Origin of the sequence: Wohlfahrtiimonas sp. G9077, assembly GCF_002252155.1 — a bacterium.
Classification (GTDB): domain Bacteria; phylum Pseudomonadota; class Gammaproteobacteria; order Cardiobacteriales; family Wohlfahrtiimonadaceae; genus Wohlfahrtiimonas.
Map to the genome: position 1 here is coordinate 114,897 of NZ_NEFD01000001.1, position 15,904 is coordinate 130,800.

General features: G+C 43.6%; 16 protein-coding genes and 1 tRNA gene. 9 read left to right on the forward strand and 8 right to left on the reverse strand.

Annotation, left to right across the window (positions count from 1 at the left end; genetic code table 11):
- The first annotated feature begins 17 nt into the window (after positions 1–17).
- Positions 18–941, forward strand: coding sequence for an RNA polymerase sigma factor RpoD/SigA (locus B9T20_RS00495; RefSeq protein WP_008314771.1), 924 nt, complete (start codon positions 18–20; stop codon positions 939–941).
- Positions 942–991: 50 nt separating this feature from the next.
- Here the strand turns inward: B9T20_RS00495 and B9T20_RS00500 are convergent, their stop codons facing one another.
- The 4 genes from B9T20_RS00500 to miaB form a co-directional block, all read right to left on the reverse strand.
- The gene (locus tag B9T20_RS00500) at positions 992–1,411 is read right to left on the reverse strand and encodes a universal stress protein (RefSeq protein WP_094489317.1); all 420 of its coding nucleotides are present in this window, start codon (positions 1,409–1,411) and stop codon (positions 992–994) included.
- A 121-nt stretch (positions 1,412–1,532) separates the two neighbouring features.
- Complete coding sequence (gene gap / locus B9T20_RS00505) at positions 1,533–2,528, reverse strand: type I glyceraldehyde-3-phosphate dehydrogenase (RefSeq protein WP_008314768.1); 996 nt, start codon at positions 2,526–2,528, stop codon at positions 1,533–1,535.
- Positions 2,529–2,641: 113 nt separating this feature from the next.
- Positions 2,642–4,132, reverse strand: coding sequence for a leucyl aminopeptidase (locus tag B9T20_RS00510; RefSeq protein ID WP_094489318.1), 1,491 nt, complete (start codon positions 4,130–4,132; stop codon positions 2,642–2,644).
- Between the two features lie 19 nt (positions 4,133–4,151).
- Complete coding sequence (miaB, locus tag B9T20_RS00515) at positions 4,152–5,501, reverse strand: tRNA (N6-isopentenyl adenosine(37)-C2)-methylthiotransferase MiaB (protein WP_094489319.1); 1,350 nt, start codon at positions 5,499–5,501, stop codon at positions 4,152–4,154.
- A 154-nt stretch (positions 5,502–5,655) separates the two neighbouring features.
- On the opposite strand from miaB, the gene B9T20_RS00520 reads away from it, so the two are divergent.
- Positions 5,656–6,516: a YwqG family protein gene (locus B9T20_RS00520; protein ID WP_094489320.1), complete on the forward strand. Its 861-nt coding sequence runs from the start codon at positions 5,656–5,658 to the stop codon at positions 6,514–6,516.
- On the opposite strand, the gene pgeF is transcribed toward B9T20_RS00520, so the two are convergent.
- Positions 6,513–7,280 carry a peptidoglycan editing factor PgeF gene (pgeF, locus tag B9T20_RS00525; RefSeq protein WP_094489321.1) on the reverse strand — a complete coding sequence of 256 codons (768 nt, stop codon included), beginning with the start codon at positions 7,278–7,280 and terminating at the stop codon, positions 6,513–6,515. The genes B9T20_RS00520 and pgeF overlap by 4 nt on opposite strands.
- 4 nt (positions 7,281–7,284) lie before the next feature.
- Positions 7,285–8,256 carry a 23S rRNA pseudouridine(1911/1915/1917) synthase RluD gene (gene rluD, locus B9T20_RS00530; RefSeq protein WP_094489322.1) on the reverse strand — a complete coding sequence of 324 codons (972 nt, stop codon included), beginning with the start codon at positions 8,254–8,256 and terminating at the stop codon, positions 7,285–7,287.
- A 62-nt stretch (positions 8,257–8,318) separates the two neighbouring features.
- Here rluD and B9T20_RS00535 point away from each other — a divergent pair, with 62 nt between their 5' ends.
- From B9T20_RS00535 to B9T20_RS00545, 3 genes are read left to right on the forward strand one after another with little or no spacing between them, the layout of a single operon-like run.
- Positions 8,319–9,083: an outer membrane protein assembly factor BamD gene (locus B9T20_RS00535; RefSeq protein ID WP_094489323.1), complete on the forward strand. Its 765-nt coding sequence runs from the start codon at positions 8,319–8,321 to the stop codon at positions 9,081–9,083.
- 16 nt (positions 9,084–9,099) lie between these two features.
- On the forward strand, positions 9,100–10,362 hold the full coding sequence (locus tag B9T20_RS00540; RefSeq protein WP_094489324.1) for a 3-deoxy-D-manno-octulosonic acid transferase: 1,263 nt from the start codon (positions 9,100–9,102) through the stop codon (positions 10,360–10,362).
- 1 nt (position 10,363) lies between these two features.
- The gene (locus tag B9T20_RS00545) at positions 10,364–11,056 is read left to right on the forward strand and encodes a hypothetical protein (RefSeq protein ID WP_094489325.1); all 693 of its coding nucleotides are present in this window, start codon (positions 10,364–10,366) and stop codon (positions 11,054–11,056) included.
- Here the strand turns inward: B9T20_RS00545 and msrB are convergent.
- The gene (msrB, locus tag B9T20_RS00550; RefSeq protein ID WP_094489326.1) at positions 11,046–11,471 is read right to left on the reverse strand and encodes a peptide-methionine (R)-S-oxide reductase MsrB; all 426 of its coding nucleotides are present in this window, start codon (positions 11,469–11,471) and stop codon (positions 11,046–11,048) included. The genes B9T20_RS00545 and msrB overlap by 11 nt on opposite strands.
- 251 nt (positions 11,472–11,722) lie before the next feature.
- Here msrB and B9T20_RS00555 point away from each other — a divergent pair, with 251 nt between their 5' ends.
- On the forward strand, positions 11,723–13,018 hold the full coding sequence (locus tag B9T20_RS00555) for a dicarboxylate/amino acid:cation symporter (RefSeq protein WP_094489327.1): 1,296 nt from the start codon (positions 11,723–11,725) through the stop codon (positions 13,016–13,018).
- Between the two features lie 38 nt (positions 13,019–13,056).
- Here B9T20_RS00555 and B9T20_RS00560 read toward each other — a convergent pair whose 3' ends face one another.
- Positions 13,057–13,755 (reverse strand): YoaK family protein, encoded by a 699-nt coding sequence (locus B9T20_RS00560; protein ID WP_094489795.1) that lies wholly within the window; start codon positions 13,753–13,755, stop codon positions 13,057–13,059.
- Positions 13,756–13,958: 203 nt separating this feature from the next.
- On the opposite strand from B9T20_RS00560, the gene B9T20_RS00565 reads away from it, so the two are divergent.
- From B9T20_RS00565 to B9T20_RS00575, 3 genes are all read left to right on the forward strand, one after another.
- Positions 13,959–14,315: a hypothetical protein gene (locus tag B9T20_RS00565; protein WP_094489328.1), complete on the forward strand. Its 357-nt coding sequence runs from the start codon at positions 13,959–13,961 to the stop codon at positions 14,313–14,315.
- 64 nt (positions 14,316–14,379) lie between these two features.
- Positions 14,380–14,456 (forward strand) — tRNA-Arg (locus B9T20_RS00570).
- A 175-nt stretch (positions 14,457–14,631) separates the two neighbouring features.
- Complete coding sequence (locus tag B9T20_RS00575) at positions 14,632–15,822, forward strand: integrase arm-type DNA-binding domain-containing protein (RefSeq protein ID WP_094489329.1); 1,191 nt, start codon at positions 14,632–14,634, stop codon at positions 15,820–15,822.
- The last annotated feature ends 82 nt before the right edge of the window (positions 15,823–15,904 follow it).

Consider the following 15,904-nt stretch of genomic DNA (forward strand, 5'->3'; position numbering starts at 1 on the left):
ATCAATAAGGGTTGTCAATGAATAAGGAAGGTTTACTCGGTGAGTGGGATCAAGAATCCGTAGAAGGTTCTGACCTCATCCGCGATAAAGATGAGTTTACAAATATTGTCACAAATCATGATAAACACAGTAATATTGATATTTCTGATTCCTTAAGCATGTATTTCAGTGATCTCTCAAGTCGTACATTATTAACGGCTGATGAAGAAAAAGCATTGGCCCATCGCATTAAAGCTGGGGATCAAGCGGCGCGTCAAGAGATGATCGAAAGTAATCTGCGTCTTGTGATCGCAATTGCAAAACGCTATGCCAATCGTGACATTCCATTGAGCGATCTCATTGCTGAAGGCAATATGGGATTGATGCAGGCGGTGGAGAAGTTTGACCCTGAGATGAATTACCGCTTTTCTACCTATGCAGTGTGGTGGATTCGTCATGCCATTGAGCGTGACATTATGAATACGGGGCGCGCGGTGCGTTTGCCGATTCATTTACACAAAGCCATTAATCGTATTTTAAAGATTCAACGTGATTTAGGGAAAACCCTCAATCGTGAGCCCACTTATGCAGAGATTGCACAAGTGGCACAAAAGAGTGTCAAAGAGGTGGAAGATCTTCTGATTGAAAATGAGATGATTCTTTCATTAGATATGGAAGTGAATGATGAGCAGGGCTCTTTATTAGACATGCTCTCAAGTGATCATCGCTCAGATGATGCCCTAGGAATGATGGAGGAAGATTGTTTGATGTCCGCATTAGAAACAGGTTTAACCCATTTAGATGAGATGTCACGCCGCGTGATCATTGAGCGTTTTGGCTTAGATGATGATGTACCCAAAACCTATGCAGAAGTGGGTGAGCTTTTAGGCACAACGAGTGAGAAAGTGCGCCGCATTCAGATGAAAGCACTCAAAGAGATCCGCGAATATTTGGTGGATTAATGATAAAAAAGCCCATCAATGATGGGCTTTTTTGAGTCTGATGATTTTAATTATTTAACCAATAAAACAGGCACTGTGGCTTTTTGCACCACATCATTGCTCACGCCGCCGAGCACAAATTTTTGAACGGCATTCAAACCGCGGCTACCGATGACAATGATGTCTGCGCCCATTGTTTTAGAGTGTTGCACAATGGCAGGCGCCGCTTCACCTGTAATGATGCTGGTTTTGTGTTGCACAGCCGCATCATCTAAGATTTTTTCAACCGGTTGGATTTTTGCATTGCGTACTTTTTCTTGTTCTTCTTTAGAAGGTTCTAATAAAATTTCACGCGCTGTTTTTGGTGGGACAGTGACATAGACAATTTCCACAACTGCATCGGCATCTGCTTTTGCAAGTTTTGCAGCTTCCGCCGCGGCACGAAGAGAGTTTTCAGAACCATCAATGGCCAATAAGATTTTTTTATACATATTGTGACTCCTTATGTCGGTACGAATGATTATTGTTGATTGAGTATAACCCATTATTGTAGAAAAAGCCTTGATAAACAATTATATCAAGGCTTTTTTTGATCAGCGTCGTCTCTTAGAGTTATTTAGAGATGTGTGCAACGAGATCTAATACTTTTGCAGAGTAGCCAATTTCGTTATCGTACCAAGCAACGATTTTTACGAATTTGTCTGTCAATGCGATGCCAGCTTTTGCATCAAATACAGATGTGCAGGTTTCACCTAAGAAATCAGTAGAAACAACCGCATCTTCTGTGTAGCCTAAAATGCCTTTTAATGCACCTTCTGATTCTGCTTTCATTTTTTCACAGATTTCAGCATATGTGGCAGGTTTTGCTAAGTTCACAGTTAAGTCAACCACAGAAACGTCCGGTGTTGGCACGCGGAAAGACATACCAGTTAATTTACCATTTAACTCAGGAATCACTTTGCCCACAGCTTTAGCGGCACCTGTTGATGATGGAATGATGTTTTGAGCAGCGCCACGACCACCGCGCCAATCTTTAGAAGAAGGTGCATCCACAGTTTTTTGTGTTGCTGTTGTTGCATGTACTGTGGTCATTAAACCTTCAGTGATGCCCCAGTTATCATTCAATACTTTAGCCACAGGTGCTAAACAGTTTGTGGTACAAGATGCGTTTGAAACGATGTCTTGACCTGCATAAGTTTCATGGTTGACACCCATCACAAACATTGGCGTATCATCTTTAGAAGGGCCCGTTAAGACAACTTTTTTCGCGCCCGCTTCGATGTGTTTACGTGCTTTTTCATCAGTTAAGAAGATGCCTGTACCTTCTACAACAACGTCAACGTTGATGTCACCCCATTTGAGGTTTGCAGGATCTTTCTCAGAAGTCACACGAATGGCTTTACCATTAACGATCAATTGACCATCTTTAACATCCACTGTGCCTTTAAAACGACCGTGTGTTGAGTCATATTTCAACATGTAAGCCATGTAATCAACGTCAATTAAGTCATTGATACCAACAATTTCGATGTCATTACGCTCAAGTGCTAAGCGCATCACAAAGCGACCAATACGTCCAAAACCATTAATGCCAACACGAATAGCCATTATTTTCTCCTTGATTATCTAATGGGTAATAAAAACAAACGGAGTAACTATAGTCATCTATAGTTACATAATTTTAATTTAATGTATATCTTTTCGCTTGATCTACGTCTATCTTATGCCAAAGATTGCTTTTTCAGATAATCGAGTAATAGGCCAACAGGGCGACCCGTTGCACCTTTATTCGCACCTGATGTCCAAGCAGTGCCCGCAATGTCTAAATGGGCCCACGCATATTTTTCTGTAAAGCGGGATAAAAAGCATGCCGCTGTGATTGAGCCACCTGCACGGCCACCGCCAATGTTGGCAATGTCTGCAAATGGGCTGTCTAATTGACTTTGATACTCATCCCACATGGGCAATTGCCACACACGGTCACGGGTGGCTTCGCCAGATGCCATCAATGCATCGGCCAAATCTTGATTGTTGGCAAATAAACCTGTCGGTTCATGACCAAGGGCCACGATGATGGCGCCCGTTAATGTGGCCACATCAATGACGGCTTTAGGTTCATATTGCTCAGCATAGGTTAAAGCATCACATAAAATGAGGCGGCCTTCGGCATCTGTGTTTAAAATTTCGATGGTTTGACCGGACATCGATGTCACCACATCGCCAGGTTTAATGGCGGTGCCAGAAGGCATGTTTTCAACTGCCGGTACCAATGCCACGATGTTTAAAGGCAACGCCAGTTCAGCCACCGCTTTCATGGTGCCAAGTACGCTTGCAGCACCGCACATGTCATACTTCATCTCATCCATGCCAGCGCCTGGTTTTAAGGAGATGCCACCTGAGTCAAACGTCACGCCTTTGCCCACCAATACAATCGGTGCTTCTTCACGGCTTTGGGCGCCATGATATTCTAAGACGATGAAGTTAGGCGCTTCTGCGCTGCCTTGAGATACAGCCACAATCGCGCCCATGCCTAAGCGCTTGATGTCGCTGTCATTGAGGATTTTACAGTGCAAATCATCATATTCACGGGCTAAATTGTCCGCAATGTCCGATAAATCTGTGGGCGTTAAGTGATTAGCCGGTGTGTTGCCAAGATCTTTTGTGAGCAAAACGCCTTTTTTAAGGGCTAAACCATAATCAAACGCTTCTTTAATCTCTTCAGTTAACGCAGCAACATTGATGGCATAGACTTGTGCATTTTGCTCATCTTTTTTACTTTTGTATTGATTAAATGTGTAGGTTGCATGCGCAACCGTTTCGATGATTTTGGGGATGGTGTACGCTTTTTTACCACAATTGCTCAAAATGGAGAATGTGATGGTTTCCGCGGGCATTTTTTTCACCCATTGCGTTGCAGCATCCACAGCTTTGCTTAACGTCACCACGGAAGCTTTTGCGCGTGCACCAAAGCCCACCACCAATAAATAACGGGCTTTGATGTTTTTTGGTTGAAAGATTGGGAAAACTGAACCCGCTTTCCCAGTGATTTCGCCTGAATCTAATAAAGACTGCAATAAGCCATCCATGGCTGCATCGAGTGCTTTAGCATCGGGTGAGAGCTCATCTTCATAGCAGTTCACCACCAATACATCGGTTTCTAACGCAGCGATGTCTTCGCTGATCAATTGGTAAGATACGGGTTGAGTTTTCATAAATTCCTTCCTTTTTTGATTATTCTAGAACCAAACGGCCACGCAATGAGTTTGGTAATGCTTCTGTAATGATGACATCACAGAACTGACCAATCAACTCTTTTGGTCCGATGAAGTTCACAACGCGGTTATTTTCAGTGCGGCCAGCTAAAACTTCAGGATCGTGTCGAGAAGGGCGGCTCACTAAAATACGCTGTTTTGTGCCCACCATGCTTTGTGAAATGGCGTTGACTTGTGACGTGATTTGAGCTTGAAGGCGCGCTAAACGCTCTTTTTTCTCTTCCATGGACACATTGTCAGGCAAAGATGCTGCCGGCGTACCTGGGCGCGGTGAATAGATGAAGCTAAAGGACATGTCGTAGTTCAACTCTTTGACCAAATCCATGGTTTTTTCAAAATCTTCAGCCGTTTCGCCAGGGAAGCCAACGATGATGTCTGTGGACAATGAAATATCAGGACGCACTTTTTGTAACTTACGGATTTTTGATTTGTACTCAAGCGCCGTGTGGTTACGTTTCATGGCCATCAAAATCTTATCAGAGCCCGATTGAATCGGTAAGTGTAAATGGGACACCAATTCAGGCACGCGGCCATAGACTTCAATCAAACGGTCAGAGAAGGCAATCGGGTGCGATGTGGTAAAGCGAATGCGGTCAATGCCATCAACTTTTGCTACGTATTCGATCAATAACGCTAAGTCACAAATGGAGCCATCAGGCATTTCGCCTTGGTAATCGTTCACGTTTTGACCAAGTAGATTGATCTCTTTCACGCCTTGTTCTGCTAAAATGGCGATCTCACCGATCACATCCATCACAGGGCGAGAGATCTCTTCGCCACGTGTATAAGGCACGATACAAAATGAACAATATTTGTTACAGCCTTCCATGATGGACACAAACGCAGAGGGTCCTTCAGCACGAGGTTCTGGTAAGTGGTCAAATTTCTCGATCTCAGGGAAAGAGACGTCCACTTGCGCGCCATTGCCTTTCCACACATCGTGGAGCATTTTTGGCAAACGGTGTAGGGTTTGTGGGCCAAACACAATGTCAACATAAGGCGCACGTTTACGGATCAATTCACCTTCTTGGCTCGCGACACAGCCGCCCACACAAATCACAATGTTTGGGTTGGCAGCTTTGAGTTCGCGCCAGCGGCCTAACTCAGAGAATACTTTCTCTTGGGCTTTTTCGCGAATGGAGCAGGTGTTTAAAATGATCACGTCCGCTTTTTCCACATCAGTGGTTTTTTCAAGCTGACAGAACGCTTTTAAGCTATCGGCCATTTTGTCTGAGTCGTACTCATTCATTTGGCAGCCTTGCGTTTGGATGTAAAAAGTTTTAGAAGTAGATGGTAATTCAGTTGTCATAAAATTAGATAGATAAACTAAGGATAGTTAAAAACAGAGGCGATTTTACACGGTTTTCAGAAAAAATTCTGAAAGAAATGGCCGGCAACTGTGGCACGGTTTATTTTTGTACAAAAAATGCCATACTAAGCTTTTCTTCATTGGAGGTTTGGTAATGATCCCTAAGGAATTGGCAGCATTATTGGCAAAAACGGCAGCGCCAGCGATTGCTTTGACACCCACAGAGGATGCTGTGCATCAGGATTTGTTTGCTTCAAAAATCGGCGGCGTGCCGTATTTCCCGAAAGATATGCCGTATCCAACGAATGATGATGGTGTGCCCTTAGCCTTATTGGCGCAACTGAATTTATCTTGCATCTTTAAAGATGCTGTGCTTTTACACGCATGCGAACAAGATGCTGCTTTAAAACATTTGCCAAAGTCTGGCATCCTTAGCTTTTTTTATGACATCACCGACGACTTAATGGGTTTAGATTTAGAAAAAACCGGCAACGGGAATGGCAGCACCGTGCACTATTTTGCTGAGATTTTGCCAGAATCTGCATTGACGCAAGCACATTTTGAGGATTTGCAAGCGCGCATTCAGGCAGACAAAGTAGAAGATTATGGCGTGTTGAGCATTGATCAATCAGTGGGTTTAACGGCCAGCATGAAAGAAACACTTTATGAATTGGAATCAGAATCATTTGATCGACCAGCGGTGGAAAGCTTTAAAGCGGCGCTTGAGCATTATCGCGAATCGTTAGACGATGAGGATACAGAAGAATCAGTGATGATGGCGATTTATGATGCGGTGAGTGCTGCCAACCAAGGCCACGCCGTCGGTGGATATCCCAATTTTACGCAGTTTGATCCTCGTAATCCCGAAGACAACCAACAGTTTTTATTGTTACAAATTGACAGTGTTGGCGATGTGTTGATCGGCGATTGTGGTTCCATTCAATTTTTCATGACGCCAAAAGCGCTAGAGCAGCGTGATTTTACCCGCGTGCTCTACGATTGGGCATGCGGTTAAACATCCATCCAGATGAGTGTGGCTTGGCGGCCTGAGGCTTTGCCATCTCTGCGATAGGAGAAAAAGAGATCCGGCGAGCTGTGTGTGCAGTAATCACCGCCAAAGATGTTGTGGGCTTTGAGGCCAAAATCTGTGAGTTTTTTGCGGGCAATGCTGTAAAGATCCGCATAAAAATGGTGAGTGCGTTCACTGTCGATGAAGCAATCGGCATATTGAGGATTGCTCTCCATAAAGGCTTCACGCACTTCAGGGCCCACTTCAAAGGCTTTTTGGGAAATGGCCGGTGCCAACCATGCGATGGTTGTGTTATCCATGTGATGACAAGCCGATAACGTATTTTCAATGATGCCGTTGAGTAAACCGCGCCAGCCAGCATGAATGGCTGAGACAAATGTTCCCGCTTCATTGGTTAAAATGATGGGCAAACAGTCCGCCGTTAAAATGGCACACACTTGATTGGGCGTTGTGGTAAAAATGGCATCGCCCTCACAAATCGCCTCTAAAGCACTTGCATCATGGACAATGGTGCTATGGGTTTGAGAGATCCAGCGCGGCGGCTCAGGCAAATTGAGCGCATCCATCAGGCGCGCTCTGTTCTTGATCACATCATCGCGATCATCCTCAACGCTCAGCGCTAAGTTTAAACCATCAATGGGCGCACTGCTAAAACCGCCCAAACGTGTGGTTGAGTAAGCTTTAATATGAGCTGGAACGGACCAATTCGGTTCGATCACAGGTAATCCATTGATGGTTTTGATGGTCATGACTCTAATAATCCTCGTTACGTTGATAGTCTTCTTCAAAAACGTGCATGATTTTTGCCAAGTCTTCAGGATAATCGCATTCAAAGAGCATGCGTTTACCTGTATGTGGATGGGTCAATTCAAGTTTTTTCGCATGCAACGCTTGACGCTTAAATTGACGCAACTCTTCTGCGAGTTCTGGCACCATTTTAGGGGGCAATTTTAAACGCCAACCATAGGTGGAATCGCCAAAGAGCGGATGATGAATGAAGTTCATGTGCACACGGATTTGATGGGTGCGCCCGGTTTCAAGCTTACATTCTACCAATGTGTGACCACGATAATGATCGAGCACGCGATAATGGGTGATGGCCGGTTTGCCAATGGCTTGAGCGCTCATTTTTTTGCGATCCACTTTGTGGCGGCCAATGGGCACATCAATGGTTTGCCCAGAGATGAGTTCGCCGGTGGCAATGGCATGATACGTTCTGCCCATTGAGTGATCACTCAATTGCTCGACTAAATGGTAATAAGCATCTAAATTTTTAGAGACCACCATTAAGCCGGTGGTGTCTTTATCTAAACGGTGCACAATGCCCGCACGCGGCAATAAATGCGCGTTTTCATTGTGAAAGAGTAGGGCATTTAATAAGGTGCCATCAGGGTTGCCCGCTGCAGGGTGCACCACTAAGCCCGCTGGCTTATTGATCACCATGATGTGGTCATCTTCATAGACAATGTTTAAAGGGATGTTTTCGGCTTTGGCATCATTTAAATAATCTTGCTCTAAAATCAATGTGATGGAGACGATTTCACCGCCATAGACTTTATCTTTGATTTTAGGTGGTTTACCATCTAACAAAGTTTGACCATTTTTGATGGCGTCTTGGATTTTACTGCGGGAATAATTCGGTAACAATTCACTTAGAACAACATCTAAACGGTTGCCAGCGGCAGACATAGGGATAGTCAATGAAAAAGTTTCTGTCGATTGCATAAATTTGAGTATAATGGCTGGTTAAAATTTCTGTTAAAACACTAAATCACATGGATTTGAATATGAATAAAACTGTTTTGCATTGTAGCGTACTTTTATCAACAATGTTGTTGATTGTTGGATGCTCAAGTACCAAAAAAGAAGATCGTTATCGTATGATGTCAGGCAGTGATCTTTTACAGGAAGGTCGATCAAGTTTAGATGGTGGTAGTTATAAAGAGTCGATTGAGCGTTTTGATGTGATTGAGGCGCGCTTTCCACAGGGCAGTTATGCAGAACAAGCTAAGTTGAATAAAATTTATGCATATTACCTCAATCGTGATCATAAAGAAGCCTTACAAGAGGCCGATAACTTCATTAAACTTTACCCAAATCACCCACATGTGGATTATGCATGGTACATGAAGGGCTTAGTGAACTTTGATAAAGCCCGTTCGATCATCGATAAATTCTTACCGCCAGATCACACAAAAGTGGATCAAAAGCAGCTCACTGATTCCATGGAAGCGTTCTTGGTGATTTTAGATAAATATCCAAACAGTGTGTATGCAGAAGATGCGGCAAAACGCGTCATTTATCTTCGCAACACTTTAGCGCAGTCAGAAATTCACATTGCCAACTTCTACATGCAGCGTAAAGCGTATGTTGGGGCGGCGAACCGAGCACAATATGTGATTGACAATTACGATGGCTCACCGGCTGTGCAAGAAGCATTGGTCATTCAAGTCAAAGCATATCGCGCCCTTGGTTTAGACAATATGGCCAATGATCGCTTACGCATTTTACAAAAGAATTACCCAAATTACGCAGGTTTAAAATCTCTATAAGCGCCATTGATCGGACATGTTATTTTTAGTGTATAGAATCCTATGGTGGGTGATCCTGCCATGGGTTTTATTATTTCGGTATTTGAAAGATAAAAAATCTGGCAAAGCTGCACGCTATTGCCTTGAGCGCTTAGGGTTTTCCCGCGCAGTCAAGCCGCATGATGTGATTTTGCATGCTGTTTCCTTAGGGGAAGTGCGCGCAATGACGCCTTTGGTGTGCGAATTATTAAAAACGTCGCCATCGTGCAATATTTTGATCACCACGACCACATTAACGGGGCGCGCGCAGATTGAAAAGAGCTTTGGCGATCAAGTTTCGGTCACTTTTCTGCCCCATGATGTTGGCTTTTTTGTGCGCCGCTTTTTAAAAAAAGTGCGCCCTAAGGCTTTAATGATCATGGAGACGGAAATTTGGCCAAATCTGCTCAATCAATGCCATCGATTGGGGATTGAAACGTTCATCATCAGCGCTTGTTTATCGGATCGCTCGCAAAAAGGGTATCAAAAGATGCCCAAAACCATCGCCAAAATTTTGGCGCCCGTACATGTGATGGCGCAAACGGCAGAGGATCAAGCACGTTTTTTCGCCATTGGGGCCAAACATGTGACGGTGATGGGGAATTTAAAATATTTCACCATTTTGCCAGAAGATTTCAGTTATCAAGTGACGCAACTGACCAAAGGTAAACACAATTATCTGTTGTGGTGTTTAGCGAGCAGCCATGAAGGGGAAGAAAAGCTCATTTTAGAGCATTTTAAAACCCTCAAAGAGCGCTATCCCCATTTAAAATTGGCCATTGCCCCAAGGCACCCTGAGCGTTTTAGAGCGGTGCGTAATCTCATTAAGGATTATGGCTTTTTGTGCCAAGCACGCAGTGAAACCGCCTTTGAGGATTTTGAGTTCAATCATAATGATGTGTGGCTCTTTGACAGCATTGGCGAGTTGCTCTATCTGTATGGTGTTTCAGACATTGTGACGGTGGGCGGCAGCTTTGTGCCCATTGGTGGACATAATATTTTAGAGCCCGCTTGCCTTAAAAAAGTGATCACAACAGGCCCGTATGTGGATAACATTATGGACATGGTGAACCTATTTAAAGCGTACGATGCCATTGAGATCCTCACACAAGAGACATTAGATGCCCAAATGGCCACACTCATTGAAGCACGCGCTGTGCGCCGACGCATGAAAAATGCCGCTGAAGCTTGTGTGCAACAAAATCAACATGCTTTGCCCTATGTGATCGATGCCCTAAAGGGGGCACTTGAGGAGAGATGAGATGAAAGAGCGCTTGCGACAATTGAATCAATTTTATCTGCCGCCACTGACCAAACTCTATTTTGAACGGGCAGCCCTAGAGAAGATTGTGAACCATGTGCCGCTGTTTGTGCGGATCTCAGATCCGGAGAGTTGGCTCATGCAAAGCGCCCATCAAATGTATCGTAATCTCTCAAAAGAGGCATTGAGTGATCGCCTTGATCAACTCATTGATTATTTAACTACAGAATCCACCTCTGTTTTTGAGGGGCAGCAAGGGCTTGTGGTGCATGATTCAGTGCCGTACATCGAGTGGCGCATGGGGCAAAAATTCTATGCCACGAGCGATCTATTGGGCAAACCCACATTATTCATGGATCTTCAGGATTTAAGTACAGATTCAGAGCAATTGAGTAAAAACATTAATCATCTACAATCGGTGTGGCACGATCAATTGCAGATTGTATTGATGGGGGAAACGCACACTTATCCAGCCATGGCGCAATATGAGAATCTCATATTGATGGACCCAACGCGCGTCACCCATCCACATTTTGTTGAGCGCTTTCGCTTCAAACCACGCAACCTCAGCATGTTCAGCTTTGGCAGCAAGCCCTTTTTCTTGATGAACAGCCATGGCAAATTGATGAGCTTTTTCAGTAAGCAGGATCAATCTGTGTTGGTGGAAGAGGTCAAAAAGCAGCTTAAACTTTAAAAAGGGCTAAATAATCGCCATAGCCTTCTTCTGCCATGGTTTCTAAAGGCACAAAACGCAGTGCCGCGCCATTGATGCAATAACGCAAACCGCCCATATCCATTGGGCCATCGGTAAATACATGGCCAAGGTGCGCATCGGATTGTGTGCTTCTCACCTCTGTGCGGATCATGCCATGGCTTAAGTCGCGCACCTCTTTGAGGGTTTCAATCGGGCGGCTAAATGATGGCCAGCCGCAACCGGCATCAAATTTATCTAAAGAACAAAAGAGCGGCTCACCGCTGATGATGTCCACATAAATGCCGGCTTGATCAAAATCATTGTAATGGCTGGTAAATGGGCGCTCTGTGCCATTTTCTTGTGTCACATGATATTGCAAGGGCGTTAAACGTTTTTTTAAATCATCTTGATTCATCATCCATCTCCTTTTGCGGGTAAAGAATGAGCATAACAAATTTTGATTTTCCATGGCATTCGGTGTTAGGATACGCGCCTTAATTTTTTCAGAATTTATCATGCGATTGACTCGACACCTCTCCATTTGATGCACCCATTTAATCCCTAGTTTAGGGATATGTCGGAGTGCCGAAGGTGGTACGGGCTGATTGCGCGTGGGTCTTTTGCACTCCATTTCTTGTTGTTTAAATTTTAGAAAAGGATGTAAAAATGACTCACCATACGCAGCTCATGAGCTTTGTGATGCTCGCTGTCGGCTTATTGAGCTTTGCTGCCATATATGTATTATCTAAGCGCACAAATTTTGGCGTGGTTTCGATGGTGGCACTCATCATCGGTGGCGTGCTTGGCGTAATTTTCCCCGGCGACACCAGCTACTTTGCCGTTTTTGGCACCATTTATGTCAAAACCATCTCCATGATGGTGATTCCGTTATTATTGGTCTCTTTGATCCGTTCGATCAATAAAATGGAGTCCGTGCAGGCATTGCAATCGATCGGCTCAAAAAGCTTCTTTTGGTTACTCTTTCAAGTGATTTTAGCGGCGATTGTGGCCGCAGTATTGGCATTGTCCATTGATTTAGGCAAGGGCAGTACATTAACGGGTGCAGAAGATTATGTCCAAAAAGCGGTGCCGCCCATTACGCAGGTGATCACGGATCTATTTTCTAATAATCTTTTTAAATCAATGGCAGCAGGGCAAGTGATTCCTGTGGTGCTCTTTGCCATTATGGTGGGCATTGCATTGGTGGCTGTGCGCACGCGTGGCCGCAACGTTGCCGCATTCATTGAGTTCATTGATGCTGCTTACATTGTGATCTATCAAATTGTTAAAGTGCTCATTAAATTGTTGCCCTATGCGATTATGCCATTGATGGCCAACACTTTGGCCACGAGTGATGCCTCTGTTTTAAAACCATTGTTGACGGTGATTGCACTGACATTTATTGCGTGCTTTTTCCATATTTTCATCACGGGCGGCATTTTGATCGCCGTTGTTGCAAAATTAAATCCCATCAAATATTTTAAAGCCATTTTACCTGCGCAAATCATGGCATTTAGCTCAAGAAGCAGCGCCGGTACATTGCCCCTTTATATTGATTGCTTAACCAAGCGCGTGGGCGTTTCTGACAACATTGCAGGCTTTGTGGGCTCACTTGGCACCAGCGTTGGCATGGCCGGTTGTGCCGGTGTTTGGCCGGTGTTGTTGGCGATCTTTGCCTTAAATGCCACAACGGGCGATGTCACCATGACGCAAGTGATCATCATCATTGCCTTGACGCCTTTGGTATCGCTTGGCACAGCCGGCGTTCCGGGCGGCGGCATTTTGATCGCCACAGCGCTCTTTTTAACCATGGGATTGCCTGTGGAAGTGGTGGGGATTTTTGCCGGGATTGATGCCTTTGTGGACATGGCGCGCACATGTGCAAATGTCAGCAGCTCCATGACGGCAGCAACGTTGGTGGCAAGCTCTGAAAAGGCCATCACACCGCCTGAATCTGTCTAAATCATCACCCATAAAAAGCTTCGCATTGCGAAGCTTTTTTATGTGGGATCGATGGCGTAGCCTTTTTTGCGTGGACTTAAATATAAATAGAGCGCCAATAAAATCAGCAATCCTGCCGGCACAAAGAGTGAATGCTCATGAAAGTGGTGCGTCAATGAGGTGCCAAAGAGCCCGCCAAGGGCAAAACTACAGAGCACAGCAAAAAAGAGGCACGCTGTTTTAAAAGCGCCGCCATTGCCGCAAATAAAGCGCATGAAGTGGTTAAATGCCAATTGCGCCACCATTGTGACGGCAATATTGCCATAGAGCATGCCTTGCATTTTATGAAAGCCATTGCCTTGCATCCCCGCGATAAAAGAGATGATGATGCAAATGCCAACCAAGCTTAAATATGGCGTCAGCACGCCGGTTGCCAATAGACAAAGGATGGCCGCTTCTATCAGTAAAATCACAAATGTCCAGTTGATCTTTTGTCGCACTGAATCCAAATATTGAATGAAAACGGTGGTCATTGAGCCCAAGCCAAAGGCCAATACTGTGATGGCAGCGATGCGTAAATGCGCCCAGTTGCCGGTGGCCAATGTGTGCCCGATCATGATCACATTGCCCGATTGCACCGTGCCAAATACGCCCGCTTCATAGAAGGTAAAGCCATTCATCATCCCCGCGATGATTGCTAAAAAGCAAGCAATGCCGGGATTTTCCATAACAGGAAAGGGGTGTTGATTCGTTGCCATAATCATACCTTTGCCTTAAATAATGATGATGCTCAACGTATCATTTCATTTTTAATTAATCAATTTATGTGAATGATTAAATCATCGATTTTAATGATGAACTATACGCTATATATCAAGGTAATATCGATTGCACAGCTGCATTTTTCTTGTGATATGCTAGGCAAAAAAATGATGAATGAGCCAACATTGAGGAGGATGGCATGAAGATTTTAGGGTATGGCGCAGCATTGGTGGTGATTTTAAGTGCTGCCTATGCGGACATTACGGCACGCGAGGCGCATCAATACATGCATGCAACGCAAACGGTGTGCGGTGAAGTCAAACAAGTGACGGTGACGAATAAGGCGGTGTTCATCAATTTTGATGTCCCTTATCCAAACCAAAGTTTTTATGGCGTTGTGTGGCAGCGCAATGTCGATGCTGCAGGCGGCGTATATGCATTGCTGTCGCTTAATGGTAAAAATGTGTGCATCACAGGTCAACTACAATTGTATAAACAGATTCCGAACATTCACATTGATGATGGCACACAAATTGAGGTGCGCAAGAAGCGCTAATTTTCTGCTGCCCATTAATACATCTATGAAAATGGCAGAAACTTCGCTACAATAGCCACGCTTTGCGCTCGTAGCTCAGTTGGATAGAGTGTCAGTTTCCGAAACTGAAGGCCAGAGGTTCGATCCCTCTCGGGCGCGCCATTTTCATAATAGAAGAGAATAATCAATAATAGTAAAGCATAGATAGAATCAGGGTTCTACTATGCTTTTTTAGTTTCTAGAATAGCCAAGAATATAAAAATTTAGTTTAAAATAGAAGTAAATGGAAGTAAGATTGGAGTATCTACTTCCAAATTTGTAAGGTTTTACTTCCAAAATGGCGAAAATTATACTTCCACTTACTTCCAAACAAGTTAAAGAAGCCCAGCCTAAGCCTAGAGCTTACAAGCTTTATGATGGTGGCGGGTTAATACTGACAATTTATCCAACAGGTAAGAAAGTTTGGCGGTTAGATTATTATGATCTCAATAAAAAACGTAAAACTTACACAATTGGTGATGCGCAGCACATCCCTTTAGCCGCTGCGAGAAAAAAACGTGATGAACTTAAAGGGAATCTGGAGAATCATCAAAGTATCTCTAAAAAAGATATCATGACATTTGGTCAGGTTTTTTATGAGTGGTTTGATAAATGGAAATTGCTTGTTGTTGAATCAACAGCAAATCGGGCCTTATCATCTGTCAAAAAAGATTGTTTTCCTACAATTGAAAATTTAGATATCACAAAAATTAGGCCTAAAGATATTGTTGCAGCATTGGCACCAATCGATAAGCGTGGTGCTGGAGAAACATTAGAGAAAACAAAATCAGCACTTAAATTAACCTTTGATTACGCCATTGCACGAGGATTATGTGATATGAATCCTGTTACGTCAGTCACTGCATCAGCTTTTACCATACGTGAAAAACAGAATCATAGGGCGCTAGATCCATCAAAAATATATATGTTAAATGACTTTTTTGCATCTGATAGAAGTTCATTAATTGTTCGAAAATGCACCGAGTTTACATTAAGAACTATGTGCAGAATTAGCGAGGCTGTATATGCTACATGGGATGAAATTAACGGTAATGTTTGGATAATACCCGCTGAGAGAATGAAAAGTAGAAGAGCTCATATCGTTCATTTAACCGAACAATCATTGAAAATTCTTGAAGATATGAAGAAATTCAAATCATCTCAATATATTTTTCAAAATAATCATTTAAGTACACATATTCATAAAGACACACCAAATACAGCAATTAATCGCTGTGGTATTGATAGTACAGTACATGGTTTTAGGGCATTGGCTTCCACAGTATTAAATGGCACATGTTTATTTGATAGAGATGTGGTTGAAATGTGTTTATCACACAAAGATAGTGATGCTGTGCGCGCTGCTTATAATCGTGCACAGTATTTAGAGCACAGAAAAGAAGCTTTGATTTGGTGGAGTGACTTTATAGACATGTGTGATACAGAAAAAAACAATATGAAAGCCCTGAAAAAATTCAAGCTTATATAATTAAACAATGATTATTACTTAAGGTGGTGTGGGATAAGGTTTGTTTTAAGAAACGACGCACAGAAATCCGCTCCTCACCACG

What these genes read in the sequence shown, in the direction of transcription:
- B9T20_RS00555 (WP_094489327.1), top strand. Translation starts at nt 11,723, where the DNA reads ATGACTCACCATACGCAGCTCATGAGCTTTGTGATGCTCGCTGTCGGC.
- B9T20_RS00540 (WP_094489324.1), top strand. Translation starts at nt 9,100, where the DNA reads ATGTTATTTTTAGTGTATAGAATCCTATGGTGGGTGATCCTGCCATGG.
- B9T20_RS00565 (WP_094489328.1), top strand. Translation starts at nt 13,959, where the DNA reads ATGAAGATTTTAGGGTATGGCGCAGCATTGGTGGTGATTTTAAGTGCT.
- B9T20_RS00535 (WP_094489323.1), top strand. Translation starts at nt 8,319, where the DNA reads ATGAATAAAACTGTTTTGCATTGTAGCGTACTTTTATCAACAATGTTG.
- B9T20_RS00545 (WP_094489325.1), top strand. Translation starts at nt 10,364, where the DNA reads ATGAAAGAGCGCTTGCGACAATTGAATCAATTTTATCTGCCGCCACTG.
- pgeF (WP_094489321.1), bottom strand. Translation starts at nt 7,280, where the DNA reads ATGACCATCAAAACCATCAATGGATTACCTGTGATCGAACCGAATTGG.
- B9T20_RS00500 (WP_094489317.1), bottom strand. Translation starts at nt 1,411, where the DNA reads ATGTATAAAAAAATCTTATTGGCCATTGATGGTTCTGAAAACTCTCTT.
- B9T20_RS00520 (WP_094489320.1), top strand. Translation starts at nt 5,656, where the DNA reads ATGATCCCTAAGGAATTGGCAGCATTATTGGCAAAAACGGCAGCGCCA.
- rluD (WP_094489322.1), bottom strand. Translation starts at nt 8,256, where the DNA reads ATGCAATCGACAGAAACTTTTTCATTGACTATCCCTATGTCTGCCGCT.
- B9T20_RS00575 (WP_094489329.1), top strand. Translation starts at nt 14,632, where the DNA reads ATGGCGAAAATTATACTTCCACTTACTTCCAAACAAGTTAAAGAAGCC.
- gap (WP_008314768.1), bottom strand. Translation starts at nt 2,528, where the DNA reads ATGGCTATTCGTGTTGGCATTAATGGTTTTGGACGTATTGGTCGCTTT.
- B9T20_RS00495 (WP_008314771.1), top strand. Translation starts at nt 18, where the DNA reads ATGAATAAGGAAGGTTTACTCGGTGAGTGGGATCAAGAATCCGTAGAA.
- B9T20_RS00560 (WP_094489795.1), bottom strand. Translation starts at nt 13,755, where the DNA reads ATGGCAACGAATCAACACCCCTTTCCTGTTATGGAAAATCCCGGCATT.
- msrB (WP_094489326.1), bottom strand. Translation starts at nt 11,471, where the DNA reads ATGAATCAAGATGATTTAAAAAAACGTTTAACGCCCTTGCAATATCAT.
- B9T20_RS00510 (WP_094489318.1), bottom strand. Translation starts at nt 4,132, where the DNA reads ATGAAAACTCAACCCGTATCTTACCAATTGATCAGCGAAGACATCGCT.
- miaB (WP_094489319.1), bottom strand. Translation starts at nt 5,501, where the DNA reads ATGACAACTGAATTACCATCTACTTCTAAAACTTTTTACATCCAAACG.